Source organism: Pseudomonas sp. UBT (assembly GCF_050915955.1).
Lineage (GTDB): Bacteria > Pseudomonadota > Gammaproteobacteria > Pseudomonadales > Pseudomonadaceae > Aquipseudomonas > Aquipseudomonas antarctica_A.
In genome coordinates, this window is sequence record NZ_CP168079.1 from 1931147 (window position 1) to 1947859 (window position 16713).

At 60.0% G+C, this 16713-nt stretch carries 19 protein-coding genes and 1 pseudogene; 10 read left to right on the forward strand and 10 right to left on the reverse strand.

The annotated features are described in order from the left end of the window. Nucleotides 1-76: 76 nt before the first annotated feature. From bufA2 to cfaB, 4 genes are all read left to right on the forward strand, one after another. On the forward strand, nt 77-328 hold the full coding sequence (gene bufA2, locus ACDZ94_RS08760) for a BufA2 family periplasmic bufferin-type metallophore (RefSeq protein WP_064454804.1): 252 nt from the start codon (nt 77-79) through the stop codon (nt 326-328). Between the two features lie 67 nt (nt 329-395). Further along, nucleotides 396-1241: an MNIO family bufferin maturase gene (bufB, locus tag ACDZ94_RS08765; RefSeq protein WP_432751347.1), complete on the forward strand. Its 846-nt coding sequence runs from the start codon at nt 396-398 to the stop codon at nt 1239-1241. Continuing rightward, nucleotides 1232-2020 carry an HvfC/BufC N-terminal domain-containing protein gene (locus ACDZ94_RS08770; RefSeq protein WP_064454802.1) on the forward strand — a complete coding sequence of 263 codons (789 nt, stop codon included), beginning with the start codon at nt 1232-1234 and terminating at the stop codon, nt 2018-2020. The genes bufB and ACDZ94_RS08770 overlap by 10 nt, the downstream gene beginning before the upstream one ends. 87 nt (nt 2021-2107) lie before the next feature. Continuing rightward, entirely contained in the window at nt 2108-3292 is a 1185-nt protein-coding gene (gene cfaB / locus ACDZ94_RS08775; protein WP_432751348.1) for a C17 cyclopropane fatty acid synthase CfaB, read from the forward strand. 138 nt (nt 3293-3430) lie between these two features. Here the strand turns inward: cfaB and cls are convergent, their stop codons facing one another. Beyond that, on the reverse strand, nt 3431-4870 hold the full coding sequence (gene cls, locus ACDZ94_RS08780; protein WP_064454800.1) for a cardiolipin synthase: 1440 nt from the start codon (nt 4868-4870) through the stop codon (nt 3431-3433). Between the two features lie 130 nt (nt 4871-5000). Here cls and ACDZ94_RS08785 point away from each other — a divergent pair, with 130 nt between their 5' ends. Then, complete coding sequence (locus ACDZ94_RS08785) at nt 5001-5522, forward strand: DUF3617 domain-containing protein (RefSeq protein ID WP_053258748.1); 522 nt, start codon at nt 5001-5003, stop codon at nt 5520-5522. Here ACDZ94_RS08785 and ACDZ94_RS08790 read toward each other — a convergent pair. The 7 genes from ACDZ94_RS08790 to folE2 are packed head-to-tail and all read right to left on the reverse strand — an operon-like array spanning nt 5519 to nt 11144. Beyond that, complete coding sequence (locus ACDZ94_RS08790; RefSeq protein ID WP_407017531.1) at nt 5519-6856, reverse strand: dihydroorotase; 1338 nt, start codon at nt 6854-6856, stop codon at nt 5519-5521. The genes ACDZ94_RS08785 and ACDZ94_RS08790 overlap by 4 nt on opposite strands. A gap of 3 nt (nt 6857-6859) precedes the next feature. After that, the gene (locus ACDZ94_RS08795) at nt 6860-7420 is read right to left on the reverse strand and encodes a DapH/DapD/GlmU-related protein (RefSeq protein WP_048721911.1); all 561 of its coding nucleotides are present in this window, start codon (nt 7418-7420) and stop codon (nt 6860-6862) included. Beyond that, complete coding sequence (gene hisI, locus ACDZ94_RS08800; RefSeq protein ID WP_064454798.1) at nt 7417-7830, reverse strand: phosphoribosyl-AMP cyclohydrolase; 414 nt, start codon at nt 7828-7830, stop codon at nt 7417-7419. The genes ACDZ94_RS08795 and hisI overlap by 4 nt, the downstream gene beginning before the upstream one ends. Beyond that, nucleotides 7827-8705 (reverse strand): metal ABC transporter substrate-binding protein, encoded by an 879-nt coding sequence (locus tag ACDZ94_RS08805; protein WP_064454797.1) that lies wholly within the window; start codon nt 8703-8705, stop codon nt 7827-7829. Before ACDZ94_RS08805 ends, hisI begins: the two co-directional genes overlap by 4 nt. A gap of 11 nt (nt 8706-8716) precedes the next feature. Next, on the reverse strand, nt 8717-9583 hold the full coding sequence (locus ACDZ94_RS08810) for a metal ABC transporter permease (RefSeq protein ID WP_053258743.1): 867 nt from the start codon (nt 9581-9583) through the stop codon (nt 8717-8719). Next, nucleotides 9583-10251, reverse strand: coding sequence for a metal ABC transporter ATP-binding protein (locus ACDZ94_RS08815; protein ID WP_432751349.1), 669 nt, complete (start codon nt 10249-10251; stop codon nt 9583-9585). The genes ACDZ94_RS08810 and ACDZ94_RS08815 overlap by 1 nt, the downstream gene beginning before the upstream one ends. Then, the gene (gene folE2, locus ACDZ94_RS08820; RefSeq protein ID WP_262666604.1) at nt 10248-11144 is read right to left on the reverse strand and encodes a GTP cyclohydrolase FolE2; all 897 of its coding nucleotides are present in this window, start codon (nt 11142-11144) and stop codon (nt 10248-10250) included. Before folE2 ends, ACDZ94_RS08815 begins: the two co-directional genes overlap by 4 nt. A gap of 128 nt (nt 11145-11272) precedes the next feature. Here folE2 and ACDZ94_RS08825 point away from each other — a divergent pair, with 128 nt between their 5' ends. After that, nucleotides 11273-12484: an N-acetylmuramoyl-L-alanine amidase gene (locus ACDZ94_RS08825; protein WP_064454794.1), complete on the forward strand. Its 1212-nt coding sequence runs from the start codon at nt 11273-11275 to the stop codon at nt 12482-12484. Here ACDZ94_RS08825 and ACDZ94_RS08830 read toward each other — a convergent pair. Next, on the reverse strand, nt 12481-12849 hold the full coding sequence (locus tag ACDZ94_RS08830; RefSeq protein ID WP_432751350.1) for a glutamine synthetase: 369 nt from the start codon (nt 12847-12849) through the stop codon (nt 12481-12483). The two genes, ACDZ94_RS08825 and ACDZ94_RS08830, sit on opposite strands and share 4 nt — an antisense overlap. A 128-nt stretch (nt 12850-12977) precedes the next feature. On the opposite strand from ACDZ94_RS08830, the gene dksA reads away from it, so the two are divergent. The 4 genes and pseudogenes from dksA to ACDZ94_RS08850 all read left to right on the forward strand — a co-directional run bounded on the left by dksA (nt 12978) and on the right by ACDZ94_RS08850 (nt 16266). Continuing rightward, nucleotides 12978-13382, forward strand: coding sequence for an RNA polymerase-binding protein DksA (gene dksA / locus ACDZ94_RS08835; protein ID WP_064454792.1), 405 nt, complete (start codon nt 12978-12980; stop codon nt 13380-13382). 27 nt (nt 13383-13409) lie between these two features. Beyond that, the gene (gene zigA, locus ACDZ94_RS08840; protein WP_064454791.1) at nt 13410-14615 is read left to right on the forward strand and encodes a zinc metallochaperone GTPase ZigA; all 1206 of its coding nucleotides are present in this window, start codon (nt 13410-13412) and stop codon (nt 14613-14615) included. After that, a pseudogene (locus ACDZ94_RS08845) lies at nt 14615-15259 on the forward strand (DUF1826 domain-containing protein). The gene zigA and the pseudogene ACDZ94_RS08845 overlap by 1 nt, the downstream one beginning before the upstream one ends. 44 nt (nt 15260-15303) lie before the next feature. Next, the gene (locus tag ACDZ94_RS08850; RefSeq protein WP_064454789.1) at nt 15304-16266 is read left to right on the forward strand and encodes a CobW family GTP-binding protein; all 963 of its coding nucleotides are present in this window, start codon (nt 15304-15306) and stop codon (nt 16264-16266) included. On the opposite strand, the gene ACDZ94_RS08855 is transcribed toward ACDZ94_RS08850, so the two are convergent. Further along, nucleotides 16260-16655, reverse strand: a complete 396-nt coding sequence (locus ACDZ94_RS08855; RefSeq protein WP_064454788.1) for a DUF3301 domain-containing protein — start codon at nt 16653-16655, stop codon at nt 16260-16262. The genes ACDZ94_RS08850 and ACDZ94_RS08855 overlap by 7 nt on opposite strands. Nucleotides 16656-16713: the final 58 nt, after the last annotated feature.

A 16713-nucleotide genomic window follows, 5' to 3' on the forward strand; every position in this document is an offset into this window, starting at 1 on the left:
ACCTCACTCTAGTGGTATGTCGAGACTGAACAATCCGTTCAGACCGACTCCACTACTGCTCATGAGGAATACGAGAATGAACATTAAATCCGCTGCTGCCGGTGCCGCCCTCGCAATGGCCGCCGCTACTATGTTTGCTGGTGTAGTCACTCAGGCTCAAGCCGCTGATACCGCTGTGCATTGCTATGGCGTCAACGCCTGCAAAGGCCAGAACGACTGCAAAACCAAAGACCACGCCTGCAAAGGTCAAGGTTCCTGCAAAGGCCAGGGCTTCCTCTCTATGAGCAAGGCAATGTGCGACGAAAAAGGCGGCAAAGTCGGCGAATAACCGGCAAACCAGTGCAACCGCAGCGGACGCCCCCCGCCGCTGCGGACACTTTGCCCAGGAGTGTCTGATGTCCACTTCCCCTAACAGTCTGGGTTACGGCCTGGGTTTACGCAGTGAGTATTACCAGCAGATCCTTGAACTATCGCCAGCCGTGGATTGGTTCGAAGTGATCTCCGAGAATTATCTGGTCCAGGGCGGTAAAGCCTTGTACTACCTGGACGCGATAGCCGAGCGCTATCCCCTGGTGATGCACGGTGTGTCCCTGTCCATTGGTGGGCCCCATGCCCTCGATACCGATTACCTTAAACAAATCAAACAGCTCGCCGAGCGTATTCAACCTGCGTGGGTTTCCGATCACCTGTGCTGGAGCCGCGGCAGCGCGCATCAGTTGCACGATTTGCTGCCATTGCCGTACACCGAAGAAAGCCTCTACCACGTGGCCGGCCGTGTGCGCCAAGTGCAGGACGTGTTGCAGCGTCCGTTGGTGCTGGAAAATGTCTCCAGCTACGTACGCTCCAGGGCGGACGAATTCACTGAGTGGGAATTCCTCAATGCCTTGGCTCACCTCACGGGGTGCCAGTTGCTGCTGGACGTCAACAATGTGTATGTCAGCTCGCGCAACCACGGGTTTGATGCGTGGACGTTTATCCGCAGCCTGCCGCCCGAGAGTATCCGCCAACTGCATTTGGCCGGGCATATGGACTACGGTGATTATGTCGTCGATACCCATGACCATCCGGTATGCGACCCGGTGTGGGCGCTCTATCAACAGACACTTGAGCATTTGGGGCCGGTGTCGACGCTGTTGGAGCGCGATGACCATTTCCCGCCGTTCGAAGAGCTGCTGACCGAGTTGAGCAAGGCCCGTGAACTGGGAGCTACCGCGTTGGCCCGGAGGTCGTTATGCGCCTGACCGATTGGCAGTTGGCCTTTGAACAGCATCTATTATCCGAAACGGCGGTGGCCAACAGTGGTTTCGCCGCCACCTTGCTCGGCGGTCCGACCCTGGACGTAGACACGGGCTTGGCGATTTATCACAACGCCTACGTGTCGCGGTTGCAGGAAGTGTTGCGCCATGATTTCGGCGCCATCTGGTATTGGCTGGGGGATGATGAGTTCGCGTTATTGACGCAGGCCTATGTGCGGCGTTATCCGTCTGCCCATTACAGCCTGCGTTGGCTGGGTGAGCGGTTCCCGGCATTTATCGTTGAGCACCTGGTGGCTGAGCAGAGCGCGCCGCTGGCCGAACTGGCACGGTTGGAGTGGGCCTTTACCCTGGCATTTGATGCGCCGCAGGGTGAGCCGCTGACCCTGAATGATATGGCGCAACTGCCACCCGAAGCCTGGCCGGGTTTGCAGGTAGCCCTGGCGCCTTCTGTGCAGCAGATGCTCTGCCATTTCAATACCGTGGCGATTTGGCGGGCCAGCAAGGATGAGTCTGACTTCCCCGACAGCCACTCGCTGGAATTAGCGCAGGTTTGCCTGGTGTGGCGCCACCAGAACGTGTGCCACTACCGCAGCCTGGAACCCTCTGAAGCCTGTGCACTGGCAGGAATGGTCGCCACCGGCTGGAGCTTTTCAGAACTGTGCGCAGAGTTAGCAGTCACTTATAAGGAGGGGGCACCGCTGCAAGCGGTGACGTGGCTGAAACAGTGGATCCAAGACGGTTTGCTCGAGTTTCGGGCCTCGTAGAAAAGCGCTATCAATTCGATAGCCACCTACTTTGTCTTCGGATGGTCTACCCTCATTCCAGACGTCTGAAACAAGGGGGGACTACTCATGCTCGCGCCACTTCCACCGGCCTTACAGAATCTCAAGCTACCGCTTCGTCTTCGACTCTGGGACGGCCATGAATTCAACTTGGGCCCTGAGCCCAGTGTGACCATCGTGGTGAAGGACCCCACGGCGGTCTCCATGCTGACCCATCCAACGCTCGACTCATTGGGCGAAGCGTTCGTCGAGGGCAAATTGGAGCTGGAAGGTTCCATCGCCGAGGTCATTCGGGTATGTGACGAGTTGAGTCACGCCCTGATCGAAGATGACGAGGAAAGTCATCCGGTGCGCTCGATCCACGACAAGGCCACTGATGCCGCCGCCATTTCTTATCATTACGATCTGTCCAACGAGTTCTACCAGCTTTGGCTGGACCAGGACATGGCGTACTCCTGCGGCTACTTTGAAACCGGTAGCGAATCCATCGACCAGGCTCAACAAGACAAATTTCGCCACCTGTGCCGCAAACTGCGTTTGCAACCGGGTGAATATTTGCTTGATGTGGGCTGTGGCTGGGGCGGATTGGCGCGTTTTGCGGCGCGGGAATTCGGGGTCAAAGTGTTTGGTATCACCCTGAGCAAGGAGCAGTTGGCACTGGCCCGGGAGCGCGTAAAAGCGGATGGCCTGGAAGACCAGGTGGACCTGCAACTGCTCGACTATCGCGACCTGCCCCAAGACGGTCGCTTCGACAAAGTGGTCAGCGTGGGCATGTTCGAACACGTTGGGCATGCCAACCTGGCGCAATACTGCCAAACCCTGTTTGGCGCGGTGCGTGAAGGCGGCCTGGTGATGAACCACGGCATTACCGCCAAGCACACGGATGGTCGTCCTGTCGGCCGTGGCGCCGGGGATTTTATCGAGCGTTACGTGTTCCCCAACGGTGAGTTGCCCCATCTGGCGATGATGACTGCCGAGATCAGTGAAGTCGGGCTGGAAGTGGTGGACGTCGAAAGCCTGCGCCTGCATTACGCGCGCACGCTGGACCATTGGAGCGAGCGGCTTGAGGACAACCTTGAAGCGGCGGCGAAGATGGTGCCGGAGCAAGCGTTGCGTATTTGGCGGCTGTACCTGGCCGGTTGTGCCTATGCGTTCGCACGGGGCTGGATCAACCTGCATCAGATCCTGGCCGTGAAAACTCATGCCGATGGCAGCCATGAACTGCCGTGGACGCGGGAAGATATCTACCGCTGAAGCAGTGTTACGAAGACGCTGAAGATGTAAATGTGGGAGCGGGCTTGCTCGCGAAAGCGGTAGATCAGCCAGCTTATTTGGCATTGGCATACCGCCTTCGCGAGCAAGCCCGCTCCCACATTCATTCTGTGTTGGCTGTTAAAGAATCGGTGATATCAAACGCGCGACTCGCATGCCCAGTTGTTGCAGGCGGCGGGTTTCGCGGCTTTCTTCCTGGCTGACTTCATGGGCGAGGGCGAAGTCGTCCAGCAGCATCTGTTCCACTTCGCTGGCAAACGCCTCGTCCACGGTCAGCAGCATCACTTCGAAATTAAGCCGGAACGAACGGTTGTCCATGTTTGCACTGCCGATGGCGCTGATTTCGCTGTCCACCAACACCACTTTTTGATGCAGGAAGCCTGGCTTATAGCGGAACACCCGCACGCCGGCGCGCACCGCTTCGATGGCGTAGAGGCTGGAGGCGGCATACACAATGCGGTGGTCGGGCCGCGACGGCAGCAGCAGGCGCACATCCACCCCGCGTAAAACTGCCAGGCGCAGGGCGGCGAACACGGCTTCGTCGGGCACGAAATAGGGGCTGGTGATCCACACTCGCTCAGTCGCGGCATGGATCGCTTCGACGAAAAACAGCGAGCAGGTTTCATACGGGTCAGCCGGGCCGCTGGCGAGCAGTTGGCAGAGCACGCCGTCTTCGGGGTAAGTGTCCGGCAGGATCAGCGGCGGCAGCTCGCGTGCGGCCCAGAACCAGTCTTCGGCAAACGACTCCTGCAGGCATGCCACGACCGGGCCAGTGACCTGCACATGGGTATCGCGCCATGGCGCCAATGGCGGCTTTTTGCCCAGGTACTCATCGCCGACGTTATGCCCGCCGACAAACCCGGTGATGCCGTCCACTACGACGATCTTGCGATGGTTGCGGAAGTTGACCTGAAAGCGGTTGAGCCAGCCGCTGCGGGTGGCAAATGCTTTAACCTTTACGCCAGCGTCGCGCAGGGATTGCACGTAACGATAGGGCAGGGCGTGGCTGCCGATGCGGTCATAGAGCACGTGGATGTCTACGCCTTCGGCGGCCTTTTCCTTGAGCAAGGTGTGCAGTTGGCGGCCGAGTTCGTCGTCATGAATGATAAAAAACTGGAACAGCACCGCCGTTTTGGCCGTGCGGATAGCGTCGAAGATTGCGCTGAAAGTAGCGTCGCCATTGATCAGCAAGCGTACTTCGTTGTTGGCCAGGCACGGCATTCGGCCCAATTTGGGCATGGCGCGCAGGGACGCGTAGGCATTGGAGTTGCGTGCGGCCAGCGCCTCATCGACCCATGGGCGCCAGTTCAGCGCGGTGATGGCGGTGTGCATTTCCTGGTTGGCCTGGCGACGCGCCTGGATATAGGCGTCGAAAGTGCTGCGACCAAAGATCAGGTACGGAATCAGCGTCAGGTAAGGCATGAACATCAGCGACAAGGCCCAGGCGATTGAGCCTTGGGCGGTCCTGACGGTCAGCACCGCGTGAATCGCGGCCAGAGTCCCGAGAAAGTGCAGCGTGGCAATGAAGTAGGCGAGCAAGTGCGGGCCAAAAAAATCCATGAACGACGTAACTCCAGGCAACCAAGTGCCTAACAGACCATGTTCGACGGTGAATGTCGCTATTTTATTTGCCGTGCAACACTGGCAGCTTTGCGGCGTCTAACGCCCACAATTATCCAGGAGTTACCCGATGAATGCTCGTCTGCTTGGTTTGGCCATGGTTGTTGGATTGTCGCTGCCCGTGGCGGCTCAGGCGCAGATGCTGGCGCCGGGCTTGTGGGAATTGACCACCAGTAATATGAAAGTTGATAACCAGGACTTGCCGGACCTGTCGCTGATCCTCGGTCAGCTCAAACAACAGATGACCCCTGAACAGCGCGCGATGCTGGAAAAACAGGGCATCACCATGGCCGGCAAAGGCGTGCAGGTGTGCCTCACCCCGGCCCAGGTCGCCTCTGATTCAATCCCGCTGACTGACCCGCAATCGGGCTGTAAACAGCAAGTGACCGACAAGACCGGCAACCAGTGGAAGTTTCGTTTCAGCTGCCCGAAAGCCCAGGGCACCGGTGTAGCGACGTTCCAGAGCCAGCAGGAATTCACCACGACGGTTAATGGCACTTTCAATGCGACCGGCGTTCAGCAGAAGGGCAGCCTGGACACTCACGCACAGTGGCTGGGCAACGATTGCGGTACGGTCAAACCCCGCGCTTAACGCAGAAAGTGCAGGGGCAAGCCCTGGCAACTGTCGACCACCTGGCCGTTGTGCCACGCCAGGTGGCCCGACACCAGCGTGGTGCTGACGCTGTGGCGAAAGCTGCGCTCGGCGAAGGGCGTCCAGCCGCAGCGAGCGAGAATCGGCTGGCTGCTGACGGGTTTGCCTTGGGGCTCGGGTTTGATCAGCACCAGGTCGGCCCAATAGCCTTCGCGCAAGTAGCCACGATCGGGAATGGCGAACAGGTCGGCCACCCGGTGACTGGTTTTGGCCACCAGGGTCGGCAGGGGCAAGAGCCCGTCCGCAACCAACTCCAACAACGCCGGCAACGCGTGCTGCACCAACGGCAGCCCGGACGGCGCTTCGCGATAGCCCAATTGTTTTTGCGCCCAGGTATGCGGCGCATGGTCACTGCCAATCACATCCAGACGGTCAGTCAGCAAGGCCTGGCGCAGGGCGTCGCGGTCGGCGCGCGTCTTGATCGCCGGGTTGCATTTGATCTGGTGGCCGAGGCGGTGATAGTCGTGGTCATCGAACAGCAGATGGTGCAGGCAGACTTCGGCGGTGATGCGCTTTTCGGCCAGGGGTTTATCTTCGAACAGCGCCAACTCGATGGCGCTGGTCAGGTGCAGCACATGCAGGCGCGTGCCATGACGCTTGGCCAGTTCCACTGCAAACGATGATGAGCGATAGCAGGCTTCGGCATCCCGAATCAGCGGGTGGGCGACGGCGGGAATATGCTCGCCGAAGCGCTCGCGCAGGCGTTGCTCGTTGGCCAGGATGCTCGGCGTGTGTTCGCAGTGAGCGAGCAGGATGGTGGGTACTTCGGCAAACAGTCGCTCCAGAATCCGTGGGTCGTCCACCAGCATGTTGCCGGTGGAGGCGCCCATGAACACTTTCACCCCGGCCACTTCGCGCGGGTCCAGGGCGGCAACCGTGTCGAGGTTGTCGTTGCTGACTCCAAAGTGAAAGCCGTAGTTGGCCACCGAGTGCAACGCGCCCCGGCGCTTCTTATCGGCCAGGGCCCCTAGGTTAAGCGTGGCGGGGTTAGTGTTGGGCATGTCCATGAAGCTGGTGATGCCACCCGCCACTGCAGCGCGGGATTCACTGTAGAAGCTGCCTTTTTCGGGCGCGCCGGGTTCGCGAAAGTGCACCTGGTCATCGATCATTCCCGGCAGCAGCCATTGGCCTTGGGCGTCGATTTCTACGGGTTCGTTATAGCCTTCAATGCTGGTGGCGATCTTCTCGATACGGCCATTGGCGACCAGTACATCAGCGTCGAATAACTGGCCTTCATTCACCAGGCGGGCATTGCGAATCAGCAGGCGGCTCATGGTTCAGAACTCGTTTTGCAGGGCTTTGTAACCGCGCACCAGGTCGACGTTGGTGCGCGCCACGTCTTCGGAAAACTCCGAGGCGCTGACACTCACCGGCGGGAATTGCGACAGGTCGGTGTTCGGGCCGATGCGGGTGGTGGAGGGCACGTAGAAGGCGGCGGGCAAGTCACGGCCGTCGACCACCGAGTTATGACGCACCACGCAGCCATCACCGACGGCACAGTTGAACAGCACGCTGTTGAATCCAATGAAGACGCGGTCGCCGACGGAACAGGGGCCGTGGACAATGGAGCGGTGGGCGATGGAGGTGAACTCGCCGATGGTCACCGCCGCCCCGGATTTGGAGTGGATGACCACGCCATCCTGAATATTGGAGTTCGCACCGATGGTGATGGGGTCCATGGCACCGCTGGCGTCGACTTCGTCGGCGCGGATGACGGCGTAGGGACCGACGAACACGTTCTCGCCGATGATGACCTTGCCGCAAATGATGGCGGTTTTGTCGACGTAGGCTGATTCGGCAATCACCGGCAGATCGCCGGAGGGGTTCTTGCGGATCATGCAGCGGGCTCCGTAATGATGTGAACGTAGGCGCCGTCGATGGCGTTGTAGAAGCAGGTGGGTCGGCCGGTGTGGCAGGCCGGGCCGTGCTGGTCGACAATCATGAGCACTGCGTCGCCGTCGCAATCCAGACGCGCTTCGACCAACTGCTGCCAGTGGCCGGAGCTTTCGCCTTTGCGCCATAGTTGCTGGCGCGAGCGCGACCAGTAGCAGGCCCGCCTTGTGGCCAGGGTTTCATCGAGGGCCTTGCGGTTCATCCAGGCCAGCATCAACACCTGGCCGCTGCCGTGTTGCTGGACGATGGCGGCAATCAAGCCATCGCTGTTCCACGGCAGGGCGTTCAGTACCTGTTCGAGTGGAAAGCGGCTGCCAATGGCAGCCCCTTCCAGGTCGAGCATGCTCAAGGTCATGGCTTGCTCAGGGCGGCGCACAGGGTGTTGAGGTTGTACTCGAACAGACCGGTAAAGGTGCTGGCCGGGCCTTCAGCGGCGAGGGCGTCGGAGTACAGCGTGCCGCCGATCTGCGCGCCGCTTTCATCCGCGATTTGCTTGAGCAGGCGCGAGTCCTTGATGTTTTCCATGAACACGGCTTTGACCTTGTCCTTGCGGATCTGGGTGATCAGCGCAGCGACTTCGGCGGCCGATGGTTCACGCTCAGTCGACAGCCCTTGAGGTGCCAGGAACTGAATGCCGTAGGCCTGGCCCAGGTAACCGAACGCGTCATGGGAGGTGACGATGCGGCGGTTGCCAGGTGGCAATGCACCGAACTTGGTTTTGGCTTCGGCCAGCAGGCGGTAGATCTCTTTCAGGTACGCCTGGCTGTTGCGCAGGTAGTCGGCCTTGTTCGCCGGGTCAGCGGCCACCAGCGCCTTGGTGATGTTGTTCACATAGATTTCGGCGTTGGCCAGGTTATGCCAGGCGTGCGGATCGGGAATGGTTTCGCCGTCTTCTTCCATGGTGTGGGAGATCACGCCTTTGCTGGCGGTGACCACGGTGGCTTTGGTTTCGGTGCTGGTGACCAGGCGGTCCAACCAGGGTTCGAAGCCGAGGCCGTTCTTGATGATGACCTTGGCCTTGAGCAGCGCCTTGGCGTCATCCGGTGTCGGTTCGTAGGTGTGGGCGTCGGCGTCCGGGCCCACCATGTTGCTGATCTGGATGTGATCGCCACCGATCTGGTGGGTGATGTCATCGAGAATACTGAAGCTGGTAACCACTTGAAGTTTGTCGGCGGCCTGAGCCATCGACAATGGCAGCAGAATGCTGAACAGCACGAGTAGAGCGCGCATCGGGAAACACCTCATTGGGATGTAAGCAAGGGCGGGCGGCGCAGCAAGCCGTGCACCGGACCGAAGACCACGGACAGCAAATACCCACCGCCAGCCACCAGCACGATGGCCGGGCCGCTGGGTAGCGAGTAGTAGAACGACAGCAACAAACCCAACCACACCGACAGGCATCCCAGCACCGCCGATACCGCGATCAACACCGGCAGGCGCCGGCTCCAGAAGCGTGAAGCAATGGCCGGCAACATCATCAAACCCACCACCATTAACGCGCCGATGGCCTGGAAACCAATCACCAGGTTCAGCACCACCAAGGTCAGGAATAACCCGTGGGCGAGTGGGCCGAGGCGGCTGACGGTTTGCAGGAACAGTGGGTCAAGGGTGTCCAGCAGCAGTGGTTTGTAGATCAGCGCCATGGCGATCAGGCTGAAGCCGGACACCCAGAGCATGCCGGTCAGGGTGGTTTCATCGACAGCCAGTGCTGAGCCGAACAGCAGGTGCAAAAGGTCCAGGCGTTTGCCGGCAATGCCGAGAATCAATACACCTGCGGCGAGAGAGATGGGGTAGATGGCGGCGAGGCTGGCGTCTTCGCGCAGGCCGGTGCGGCGGGTTATCCAGGCTGACACGCCGGCCATGCTCAGGCCTGCGCCGAGGCCACCAATGGTCAGGGCGGGCAGGCTGAGGCCGGCAAACCAGAAGCCCAGCGCGGCGCCGGGCAGGATGCCATGGGCAACGGCGTCACCGATGAGGCTCATGCGGCGCAGGATCAGAAACACGCCCAGCGGCGCGGTGCTGCAAGCGAGGACCAGCCCGCCGATGAGCGCGCGGCGCATAAAGACAAAGTCGAGGAATGGCATCCACAGATGGGCGGCGAAGTGCATCAGGCCACCTGCATGTGCGGTTGCGGGCGGATCAGCTCTTTACTGGGGCCGAATAGGCAGCCGGTGCTTTTGATCTCCACCACTTGCTGGGTGTGGTGACGCACCGACGCCAAGTCATGACAGACGACGATCAGTGTGCGGCCTTCATCGTGCCAGGCGTGAATGTGTTTCCAGCAGAGCGCCTGGCCTTCTTCGTCGAGGGCGGCGTGAGGTTCGTCGAGAAGCAGGACTGGCGCTTCGGCCAGGCTCATGCGAGCGAGCAGGGCGCGTTGCAGTTCGCCGCCGGACAGCGCCATCAACGGACGGTGTTCCAGACCACTGAGGCACCAGTCTTCCAGCACCGCTTGCAGCCGTTGGCTACGGTGTTGCGGGGTGAGCTGGGTGCCCCAGAAACCGGCGGCGACCAACTCTTGCAGGCTGATCGGGAACTGGCGATCCAAATGTTGTTGCTGGGGCAGGAATGACAGGCCGCCGCGGCGTGGAACATCCACGCTGACGTTGCCCGTCAGCGGCTTTTGCAGGCCGGCAATGACCTTGAGCAGGCTGCTCTTGCCTGTGCCATTCGCGCCGATGATGCCGGTGAGGCTGCCCTTTTCCAGCTTCAAATCCAGCGCCGGTGTGAGCGGTTGCCCGGGGGCGCCCCAGCGCAAAGCGTTACAGGTGATCATGCAGAGTCTCTCGTCCAGCGGCTTTCAGCCACGGCATCGTGCGCGTGCAGGCTTTCGGCGTGGATCACTTTCAAGTGGAAGGCTTTGACGGCATCCGAGCGTTTCAAGGCGAGGTTCAGGCGGCGGGCGGCGTCTTCGCAGAACATCAGGTTCTGCCCGTTGGCCAGGGCGAAGGCTTGTTCGTCCGCACGTTTCACAGCGGTTTGCACGGCAGTGCCGAGGGCGGTTTCAACGTCGTTGATCAGGTCGGTTAGGGGCAAGGTGGACTGGTTGGCGTCCAGCTGGATGGACAGTTCTGCGCTGCTTCGTTGGCTGTGGGGCGTGGCGACGATGCCGTTGGCGCTGCCAAGCCACGTCAGAACATCCTCGTGCTGCAGTGGTGTGTTGGCGAAATCTTCGAGAAATTGCTGCTGAATCAACTGCCTGGCGAGCGCGGCCGAGCAAGGGCAGGTTGAAGAGTAAGTAACGTCAATTTTTAGTTCCACGTGGAACATCTGGTTTTCCAGGCGCGCTTCGATGCTCACCGGGTAGCCTTTCCAGCCGGTTAAAGGGCTGACCAGCGCGGGCCGTTTGAGCAGCAAATCCGCGTGGATACGCAGGTAGGCGTTCTTAGATAAACCTTCATGACTCTCAAGAAAGCGCTCAAGTAGAGTACGCAGAAGCGCAGGCGTAAGAGGCTGTTGGTCGAGCATTTCCAGGGCCAGGTACAGGCGTGACATATGAATGCCACGGGCCTCGCCATCGTCCAGGCTGACGCCCGCATCGGCAGTGGCGGTCAAGCGTTGGCCGTCGATGAGGATCGGCAGGGCAATGCCGCACATGCCTACCCAGTCGAGCGGCACAGCTTGGCGTGAAGCCTGCGCGGCAATATCCGGCAGAGTCAGCGCATTCATGGGCAGGTCCATCGTTGGAAATAAAAAGACATGTTATATTATAACTATTGAATCGACGATGATTTTTCTGCTCCAGCCTTTCTTCAGTCATGTCGAGCAGGGACGCTCCTCTATTTGCGGTATATGTCATGCACAGACGTCAGCTCCTCAACCTGCTGCTGGTCAGTCCCCTGTTCACCTTGCCTTTGGGGGCCTACGCCACGCAGATCCGCAATGCGCGCCTGTGGCGCTCGGACGATAAACTGCGGCTGGTGTTCGACCTTAGCGGCCCGGTGCAATACAAGACCTTTTCCCTGACCTCACCGGAACGTTTGATCATCGACCTGAGCGGCGCCGGGCTGTCGGGGGATTTTTCTCAGCTGGCATTAAAGAACAGCGGGATTACTTCGATCCGCTCCGGGCATTTCGGCAAAGGCGACACACGCATCGTGCTGGACCTGGCCGCGCCGATGCAGCTCAACAGCTTTTTATTGCCGCCCCAGGATGGCCAAGGTCATCGCCTGGTGCTCGACCTGACCAACGCCACTCATGCCCCGCGCCAAATAGCCGCTGAACCGCCTCCTCTGGTCGCGCCGGTAGACAAAGCGCATCCCAAGCGCGACATCATCGTGGTGGTTGACCCCGGCCACGGCGGTAAAGACCCTGGCGCCATCGGCTCCAGGGGCCAGCGCGAAAAAGACGTGGTGCTGTCGATCGCCCAATTGCTGGCCAAACGCTTGAAGCGTGAGAAGGGCTTTGACGTGAAACTGGTGCGCAACGATGACTTCTTCGTGCCGCTGCGCAAGCGTGTGGACATTGCGCGCCAGCACAAGGCCGATATGTTTATCTCGGTGCATGCCGACGCCGCGCCACGTCTCACGGCATCCGGTGCCTCGGTGTATGCGTTGTCTGAAGGGGGCGCAACTTCCGCTACGGCGCGCTTTATGGCGCAGCGCGAAAACGGCGCGGACCTGTTGGGAGCCACGACCTTGCTCAATCTCAAGGACAAGGACCCGATGTTGGCCGGGGTGATTCTCGATATGTCGATGAACGCCACCATCGCCTCCAGCCTGCAACTGGGCAGCTCGGTGTTGGGCAGCCTGCAGAGCATCACCACGCTGCACCAGAAGCGCGTGGAGCAGGCTGGTTTTGCGGTACTTAAATCACCGGACGTCCCCTCTATTCTGGTCGAGACCGGGTTTATCTCTAATACCCAGGACGCCCAGCGGTTGGTGACTGCGCGTCATCAACAGGCGGTGGCGGATGGCCTGTTTGAGGGATTGAAAAAATACTTCGAGAAGAACCCACCGATGAACAGCTACATGGCCTGGGTTCAAGAGCAGAAGAACGGCCAGGTCTAACAGCCGGTCATACGGCTGCACGTGAACTTGGCACTGGTGCCACCTGAGCTGGAAAACCGGTTGAGGGTGGTCCAGCCCACGCGTCGCGTGTAGCCGACCCACGCCTCTCCGTCGGACGTTAACCCAGTAAAGAACGTCAGCTGCCCATAGCGGCTGTTGGTTTGTGCCCAGTAGCGTTTGCCGATCACCTCGAAACCGCGCAAGTACGTGGTGCTGCCGACAGTCGCCACGCTGTAGGCATTCCCCAACGGATCCACGCAGGCCAGCAGGTTGGCGCTGCGCGTGCAGTTCGCCAACAGGCTTGGCATTTGGGCGCAGGCAGGTCCTGCCGCTGCCAATAACAGGGCGTACAACAGGCGTTTCATAGCGTTTCTCGGGGCAAGGGAAGTGCTCAAGCATTGCGCCCTTCGTCGTGGTGAGCAAGTCGGGATTAGCTTATTTGTATTGTTATACTATAACATAAAACCACAGCCTGACCCGTGACCCGCTTCCTATGACTGAACAAGACCTGCTGGCCCAACCGCCCGCCAACTACATGAATGAAGCCCAGCAAAGGTTCTTCCGTGAATTGCTGCTTGCCCAGCGTACTGAGCTGCAAGCGCGCATTGAGGGCCAGTTCCTGGTGCTGCGTGAGCAGGAAACCAATAGCGACCCCGCCGATATGGGCAGCGCCGAAGAACAGCGCCAATGGCAACTACGCCTGCTTGAGCGGGAAAAGAAGCTGTTGGACAAGATCGACGACGCCCTCGAACTGCTGGCCCGCGGCGAATACGGCTGGTGCCGTGACACTGGCGAATCCATTGGCCTGCAACGCTTGCTACTGCGCCCCACCGCCACCTTGAGTATCGAAGCCAAAGAACGTGAAGAGCTGCGCGAACGCCATAAACGGGCGATTTGACCGGCCAACCCTGATGAGGAATACCTGATGCCAGATCGTCTCCCCGTTACCGTGTTGTCCGGTTTTCTAGGCGCCGGTAAAAGCACGCTGCTCAACTACGTCCTGCGCAACCGCGAAAACCTGCGGGTGGCGGTGATCGTCAACGACATGAGCGAAATCAACATTGACGGCAGCGAGGTTCAGCGTGATGTCACCCTGAATCGCTCCGAAGAAAAACTGGTAGAAATGAGCAACGGCTGCATCTGCTGCACTTTGCGTGAAGACTTGCTGGAAGAAGTCGGAAAACTCGCCAAGGAAGGTCGGTTCGATTACCTGTTGATCGAATCCACTGGTATTTCCGAGCCGTTGCCCGTGGCAGAAACGTTCACCTTTCGTGATGAAAACGAGCAAAGCCTGGCCGATATTGCGCGCCTGGACACCATGGTCACCGTGGTGGATGGCATGAACTTCCTGCTCGACTACCAGGCCGCTGAAAGCCTGGCCTCACGCGGCGAAACCCTCGGCGAAGAAGATGAACGCTCGATCACCGACCTGCTGATCGAGCAAATCGAGTTCGCCGACGTGATCCTGATCAGCAAGATCGACCTGATCAGCAGCCGCGAACGCGAAGAACTGATGGCCATCCTCGAGCGCCTCAACGCCCAAGCAGAAATCATTCCGATGGTCATGGGTGAGGTGCCGCTTAACAAGATCCTGAACACCGGCCGCTTTGACTTCGAACGCGCTGCCCAGGCCCCTGGCTGGTTGCAGGAATTGCGCGGTGAACATGTGCCGGAAACGCAAGAATACGGCATCGCTTCCACGGCTTATCGTGCGCGCCGGCCATTTCATCCGCAGCGCTTTTTCAACTTCATCGACCGTCCGTGGGTAAACGGCAAACTGCTGCGCTCCAAAGGCTTTTTCTGGCTGGCCAGCAAGCATCAGGATGCGGGCAGTTGGTCCCAGGCCGGAGGATTGATGCGCCATGGCTTTGCTGGGCGCTGGTGGCGTTTTGTGCCGAAAAGCCAATGGCCTCAGGACGAAGAAAGCGTGGCGGCGATCATGGGCAACTGGCAGCTGAGCACCGGCGATTGCCGCCAGGAGCTGGTGTTTATCGGGCAAAACATCGACTTCAGCCAGATGCGCGCCGAGCTGGACGCCTGTTTGCTCACGGATGACGAAATGGCTCTGGGTGTCGAAAGTTGGCGCTTGCTGGCCGACCCCTTTGGCCCTTGGTATGAAGAGGTCGCGTGATGTTGGCACCGGTTATCCCCCTGCGTCCCGTGATACGTCAGACCCGCGGGGAAACCCCGCTGGCACTGTCCGATATCCTGGAAGAAGGCGTAAACCTGGCGATATGGCGGCGCCAATTGCCCCATCATATTGCCGAATTCGGCGCCTTGCTGGTGGCGCTGAATGAGCCTTTGGCCGAATCCCTGGTGATCGAACTCAACAACGAAGACGCCGAGCCGAATTTGCAGGGTTTGGCGTCAAGTTGCCGTGATCTTGAAGGCTACGAAGGGTTTATCGCCGATGTGTCGTGGCTGGTCAGCGCGTTCGCCTGCCTGCTCGGTGCCAAGCGTATTGGCGTGCGTTTGCGCCTGTAGGACAAGGCCATGTGCCCACGTTTTCACGTTGACCATGTGCCTGTTCGGTTGATTACCACCTACGCCGGAATCGGTAGCCAGTGGTTGCGCGAAGGGGTGATGGACCGCCGAAAACTGAGCCAACCGGATGCCGAACCCACCGATCGCATTGAGCAAATCGACTGTGGCGAGGTGGCCTTGCTCAAGGGCACCAAGTGGCACGGCAACGAAGCCCATGGCCTGATTCACCGCTCGCCGGCGCTCAAGGCCGATGAGCGACGGTTGATCCTGACGCTGGATTGGCTGGCATAACCGGGTAGGATCAAGCTCTCTACACGGTCTGAATGATGCCTATCATGCTGCAGAACATTCCTACTCACGTGATTGCCGGGCCTTTGGGCGCCGGCAAGACCAGCCTGATCAAGCACCTGCTGGCCCAACGCCCGGCCAACGAGCGCTGGGCGGTACTGATCAATGAGTTCGGGCAGATTGGCCTGGATGCGGCGTTACTCACCCAGGACGACGATGGCATTGCCCTGGGCGAAGTCGCAGGTGGCTGTTTGTGCTGTGTGAATGGTGCACCGTTCCAGGTAGGCCTGGGCCGCTTATTGCGCAAGGCTAAACCGGATCGGTTGTTTATCGAGCCCTCGGGTTTGGGCCATCCCGCACAATTGCTCAAGCAATTGCGCGAAGCACCCTGGCAAAACGTGCTGGCGGTCCAGCCCTGTGTGCTGGTGCTGGATGCCCAGGCATTGGCGGCGGGCAAACCCTTGCCGCAAGCGCAGCGCGAGACCTTGGCCAGCGCCGGGCTGCTGGTATTGAACAAGGACGAAACGCTGGATACCGCGCAGCGCCAAGCCGTCGAAAGACAATTACCCGACTGCCCGCTTTACTGGACCCGCCAGGCGCACTTGCCGCTCGCGCAGTTGCCGGGCCTCCAGACCAAAGCTGGCGCCCCTGTGGATAACTTCGATGTGCCCAAAGGCTTGGCGCAGATGCCAGCCATCTGGAGCGATCCCACACTACCCATCTGCCTGAGCCAGGCTCAAGAGGGTGGCTGGAGCATCGGTTGGCGTTGGCACCCGAGCCAGCAATTCGAAACCGGGCGCCTGTCCCATTGGCTGACAAGTCTTGCATGGCGCCGCGCCAAACTGGTTATCCACAGCCGCCATGGGTGGGTCAGCGCCAACGCTGTGGATAAAAGCCCACTCGTCTGGCAACCCAGCGAGTGGCGCCGCGATTCGCGCATTGAATTGATTTTCAGCGAGCCACAGGACGTAGTCGCATTGCAGAGCGCGCTGGCCGCCTGTCGTCAGTGACGGGTCTTGGTGGCGTGGTCCTGGCGCCACTGGCTTAGCTCGATCACTTCCGCGCTGGGCAGCGGCGTCTTGATCTCGAATGGGTAGGGCGCTAGTTCAATCTGCGCGCTGTGGGCGCCGAACTGGGTGATAGTCCCGGGATGGCGGGTTTCGCCGGTCACGGTGAACTCAAAGTTATAGATACGTGCCAGGCGCCGCCGACCCTTGGCATCCTTCACAAAACCGATGCGTTTTAACGCCACCGCGCCGTCGAGCAGTTCGATGTCGAGCTTGGCGCAGTGTTGCTTGACCCGCTCCAGCGCCCGCTCGCGCAGGCCGTGGTTGTGCCACACCCAAGCCGCGCCAGTCGCCAGCAGCATCAACACAAAGATGTTTCCCAGGGTCAGCATGCGATGAACTCCAACAAAGTGAGAGCAGCTTAACTGTGTCTCTGGTCTGTCGTATAGG

Bases quoted from the DNA above. Each gene is read 5' to 3' on its own strand.
- bufA2 (WP_064454804.1), top strand. From the start codon at position 77: ATGAACATTAAATCCGCTGCTGCCGGTGCCGCCCTCGCAATGGCCGCC.
- bufB (WP_432751347.1), top strand. From the start codon at position 396: ATGTCCACTTCCCCTAACAGTCTGGGTTACGGCCTGGGTTTACGCAGT.
- ACDZ94_RS08770 (WP_064454802.1), top strand. From the start codon at position 1,232: ATGCGCCTGACCGATTGGCAGTTGGCCTTTGAACAGCATCTATTATCC.
- cfaB (WP_432751348.1), top strand. From the start codon at position 2,108: ATGCTCGCGCCACTTCCACCGGCCTTACAGAATCTCAAGCTACCGCTT.
- cls (WP_064454800.1), bottom strand. From the start codon at position 4,870: ATGGATTTTTTTGGCCCGCACTTGCTCGCCTACTTCATTGCCACGCTG.
- ACDZ94_RS08785 (WP_053258748.1), top strand. From the start codon at position 5,001: ATGAATGCTCGTCTGCTTGGTTTGGCCATGGTTGTTGGATTGTCGCTG.
- ACDZ94_RS08790 (WP_407017531.1), bottom strand. From the start codon at position 6,856: ATGAGCCGCCTGCTGATTCGCAATGCCCGCCTGGTGAATGAAGGCCAG.
- ACDZ94_RS08795 (WP_048721911.1), bottom strand. From the start codon at position 7,420: ATGATCCGCAAGAACCCCTCCGGCGATCTGCCGGTGATTGCCGAATCA.
- hisI (WP_064454798.1), bottom strand. From the start codon at position 7,830: ATGACCTTGAGCATGCTCGACCTGGAAGGGGCTGCCATTGGCAGCCGC.
- ACDZ94_RS08805 (WP_064454797.1), bottom strand. From the start codon at position 8,705: ATGCGCGCTCTACTCGTGCTGTTCAGCATTCTGCTGCCATTGTCGATG.
- ACDZ94_RS08810 (WP_053258743.1), bottom strand. From the start codon at position 9,583: ATGCACTTCGCCGCCCATCTGTGGATGCCATTCCTCGACTTTGTCTTT.
- ACDZ94_RS08815 (WP_432751349.1), bottom strand. From the start codon at position 10,251: ATGATCACCTGTAACGCTTTGCGCTGGGGCGCCCCCGGGCAACCGCTC.
- folE2 (WP_262666604.1), bottom strand. From the start codon at position 11,144: ATGAATGCGCTGACTCTGCCGGATATTGCCGCGCAGGCTTCACGCCAA.
- ACDZ94_RS08825 (WP_064454794.1), top strand. From the start codon at position 11,273: ATGCACAGACGTCAGCTCCTCAACCTGCTGCTGGTCAGTCCCCTGTTC.
- ACDZ94_RS08830 (WP_432751350.1), bottom strand. From the start codon at position 12,849: ATGAAACGCCTGTTGTACGCCCTGTTATTGGCAGCGGCAGGACCTGCC.
- dksA (WP_064454792.1), top strand. From the start codon at position 12,978: ATGACTGAACAAGACCTGCTGGCCCAACCGCCCGCCAACTACATGAAT.
- zigA (WP_064454791.1), top strand. From the start codon at position 13,410: ATGCCAGATCGTCTCCCCGTTACCGTGTTGTCCGGTTTTCTAGGCGCC.
- ACDZ94_RS08850 (WP_064454789.1), top strand. From the start codon at position 15,304: ATGCTGCAGAACATTCCTACTCACGTGATTGCCGGGCCTTTGGGCGCC.
- ACDZ94_RS08855 (WP_064454788.1), bottom strand. From the start codon at position 16,655: ATGCTGACCCTGGGAAACATCTTTGTGTTGATGCTGCTGGCGACTGGC.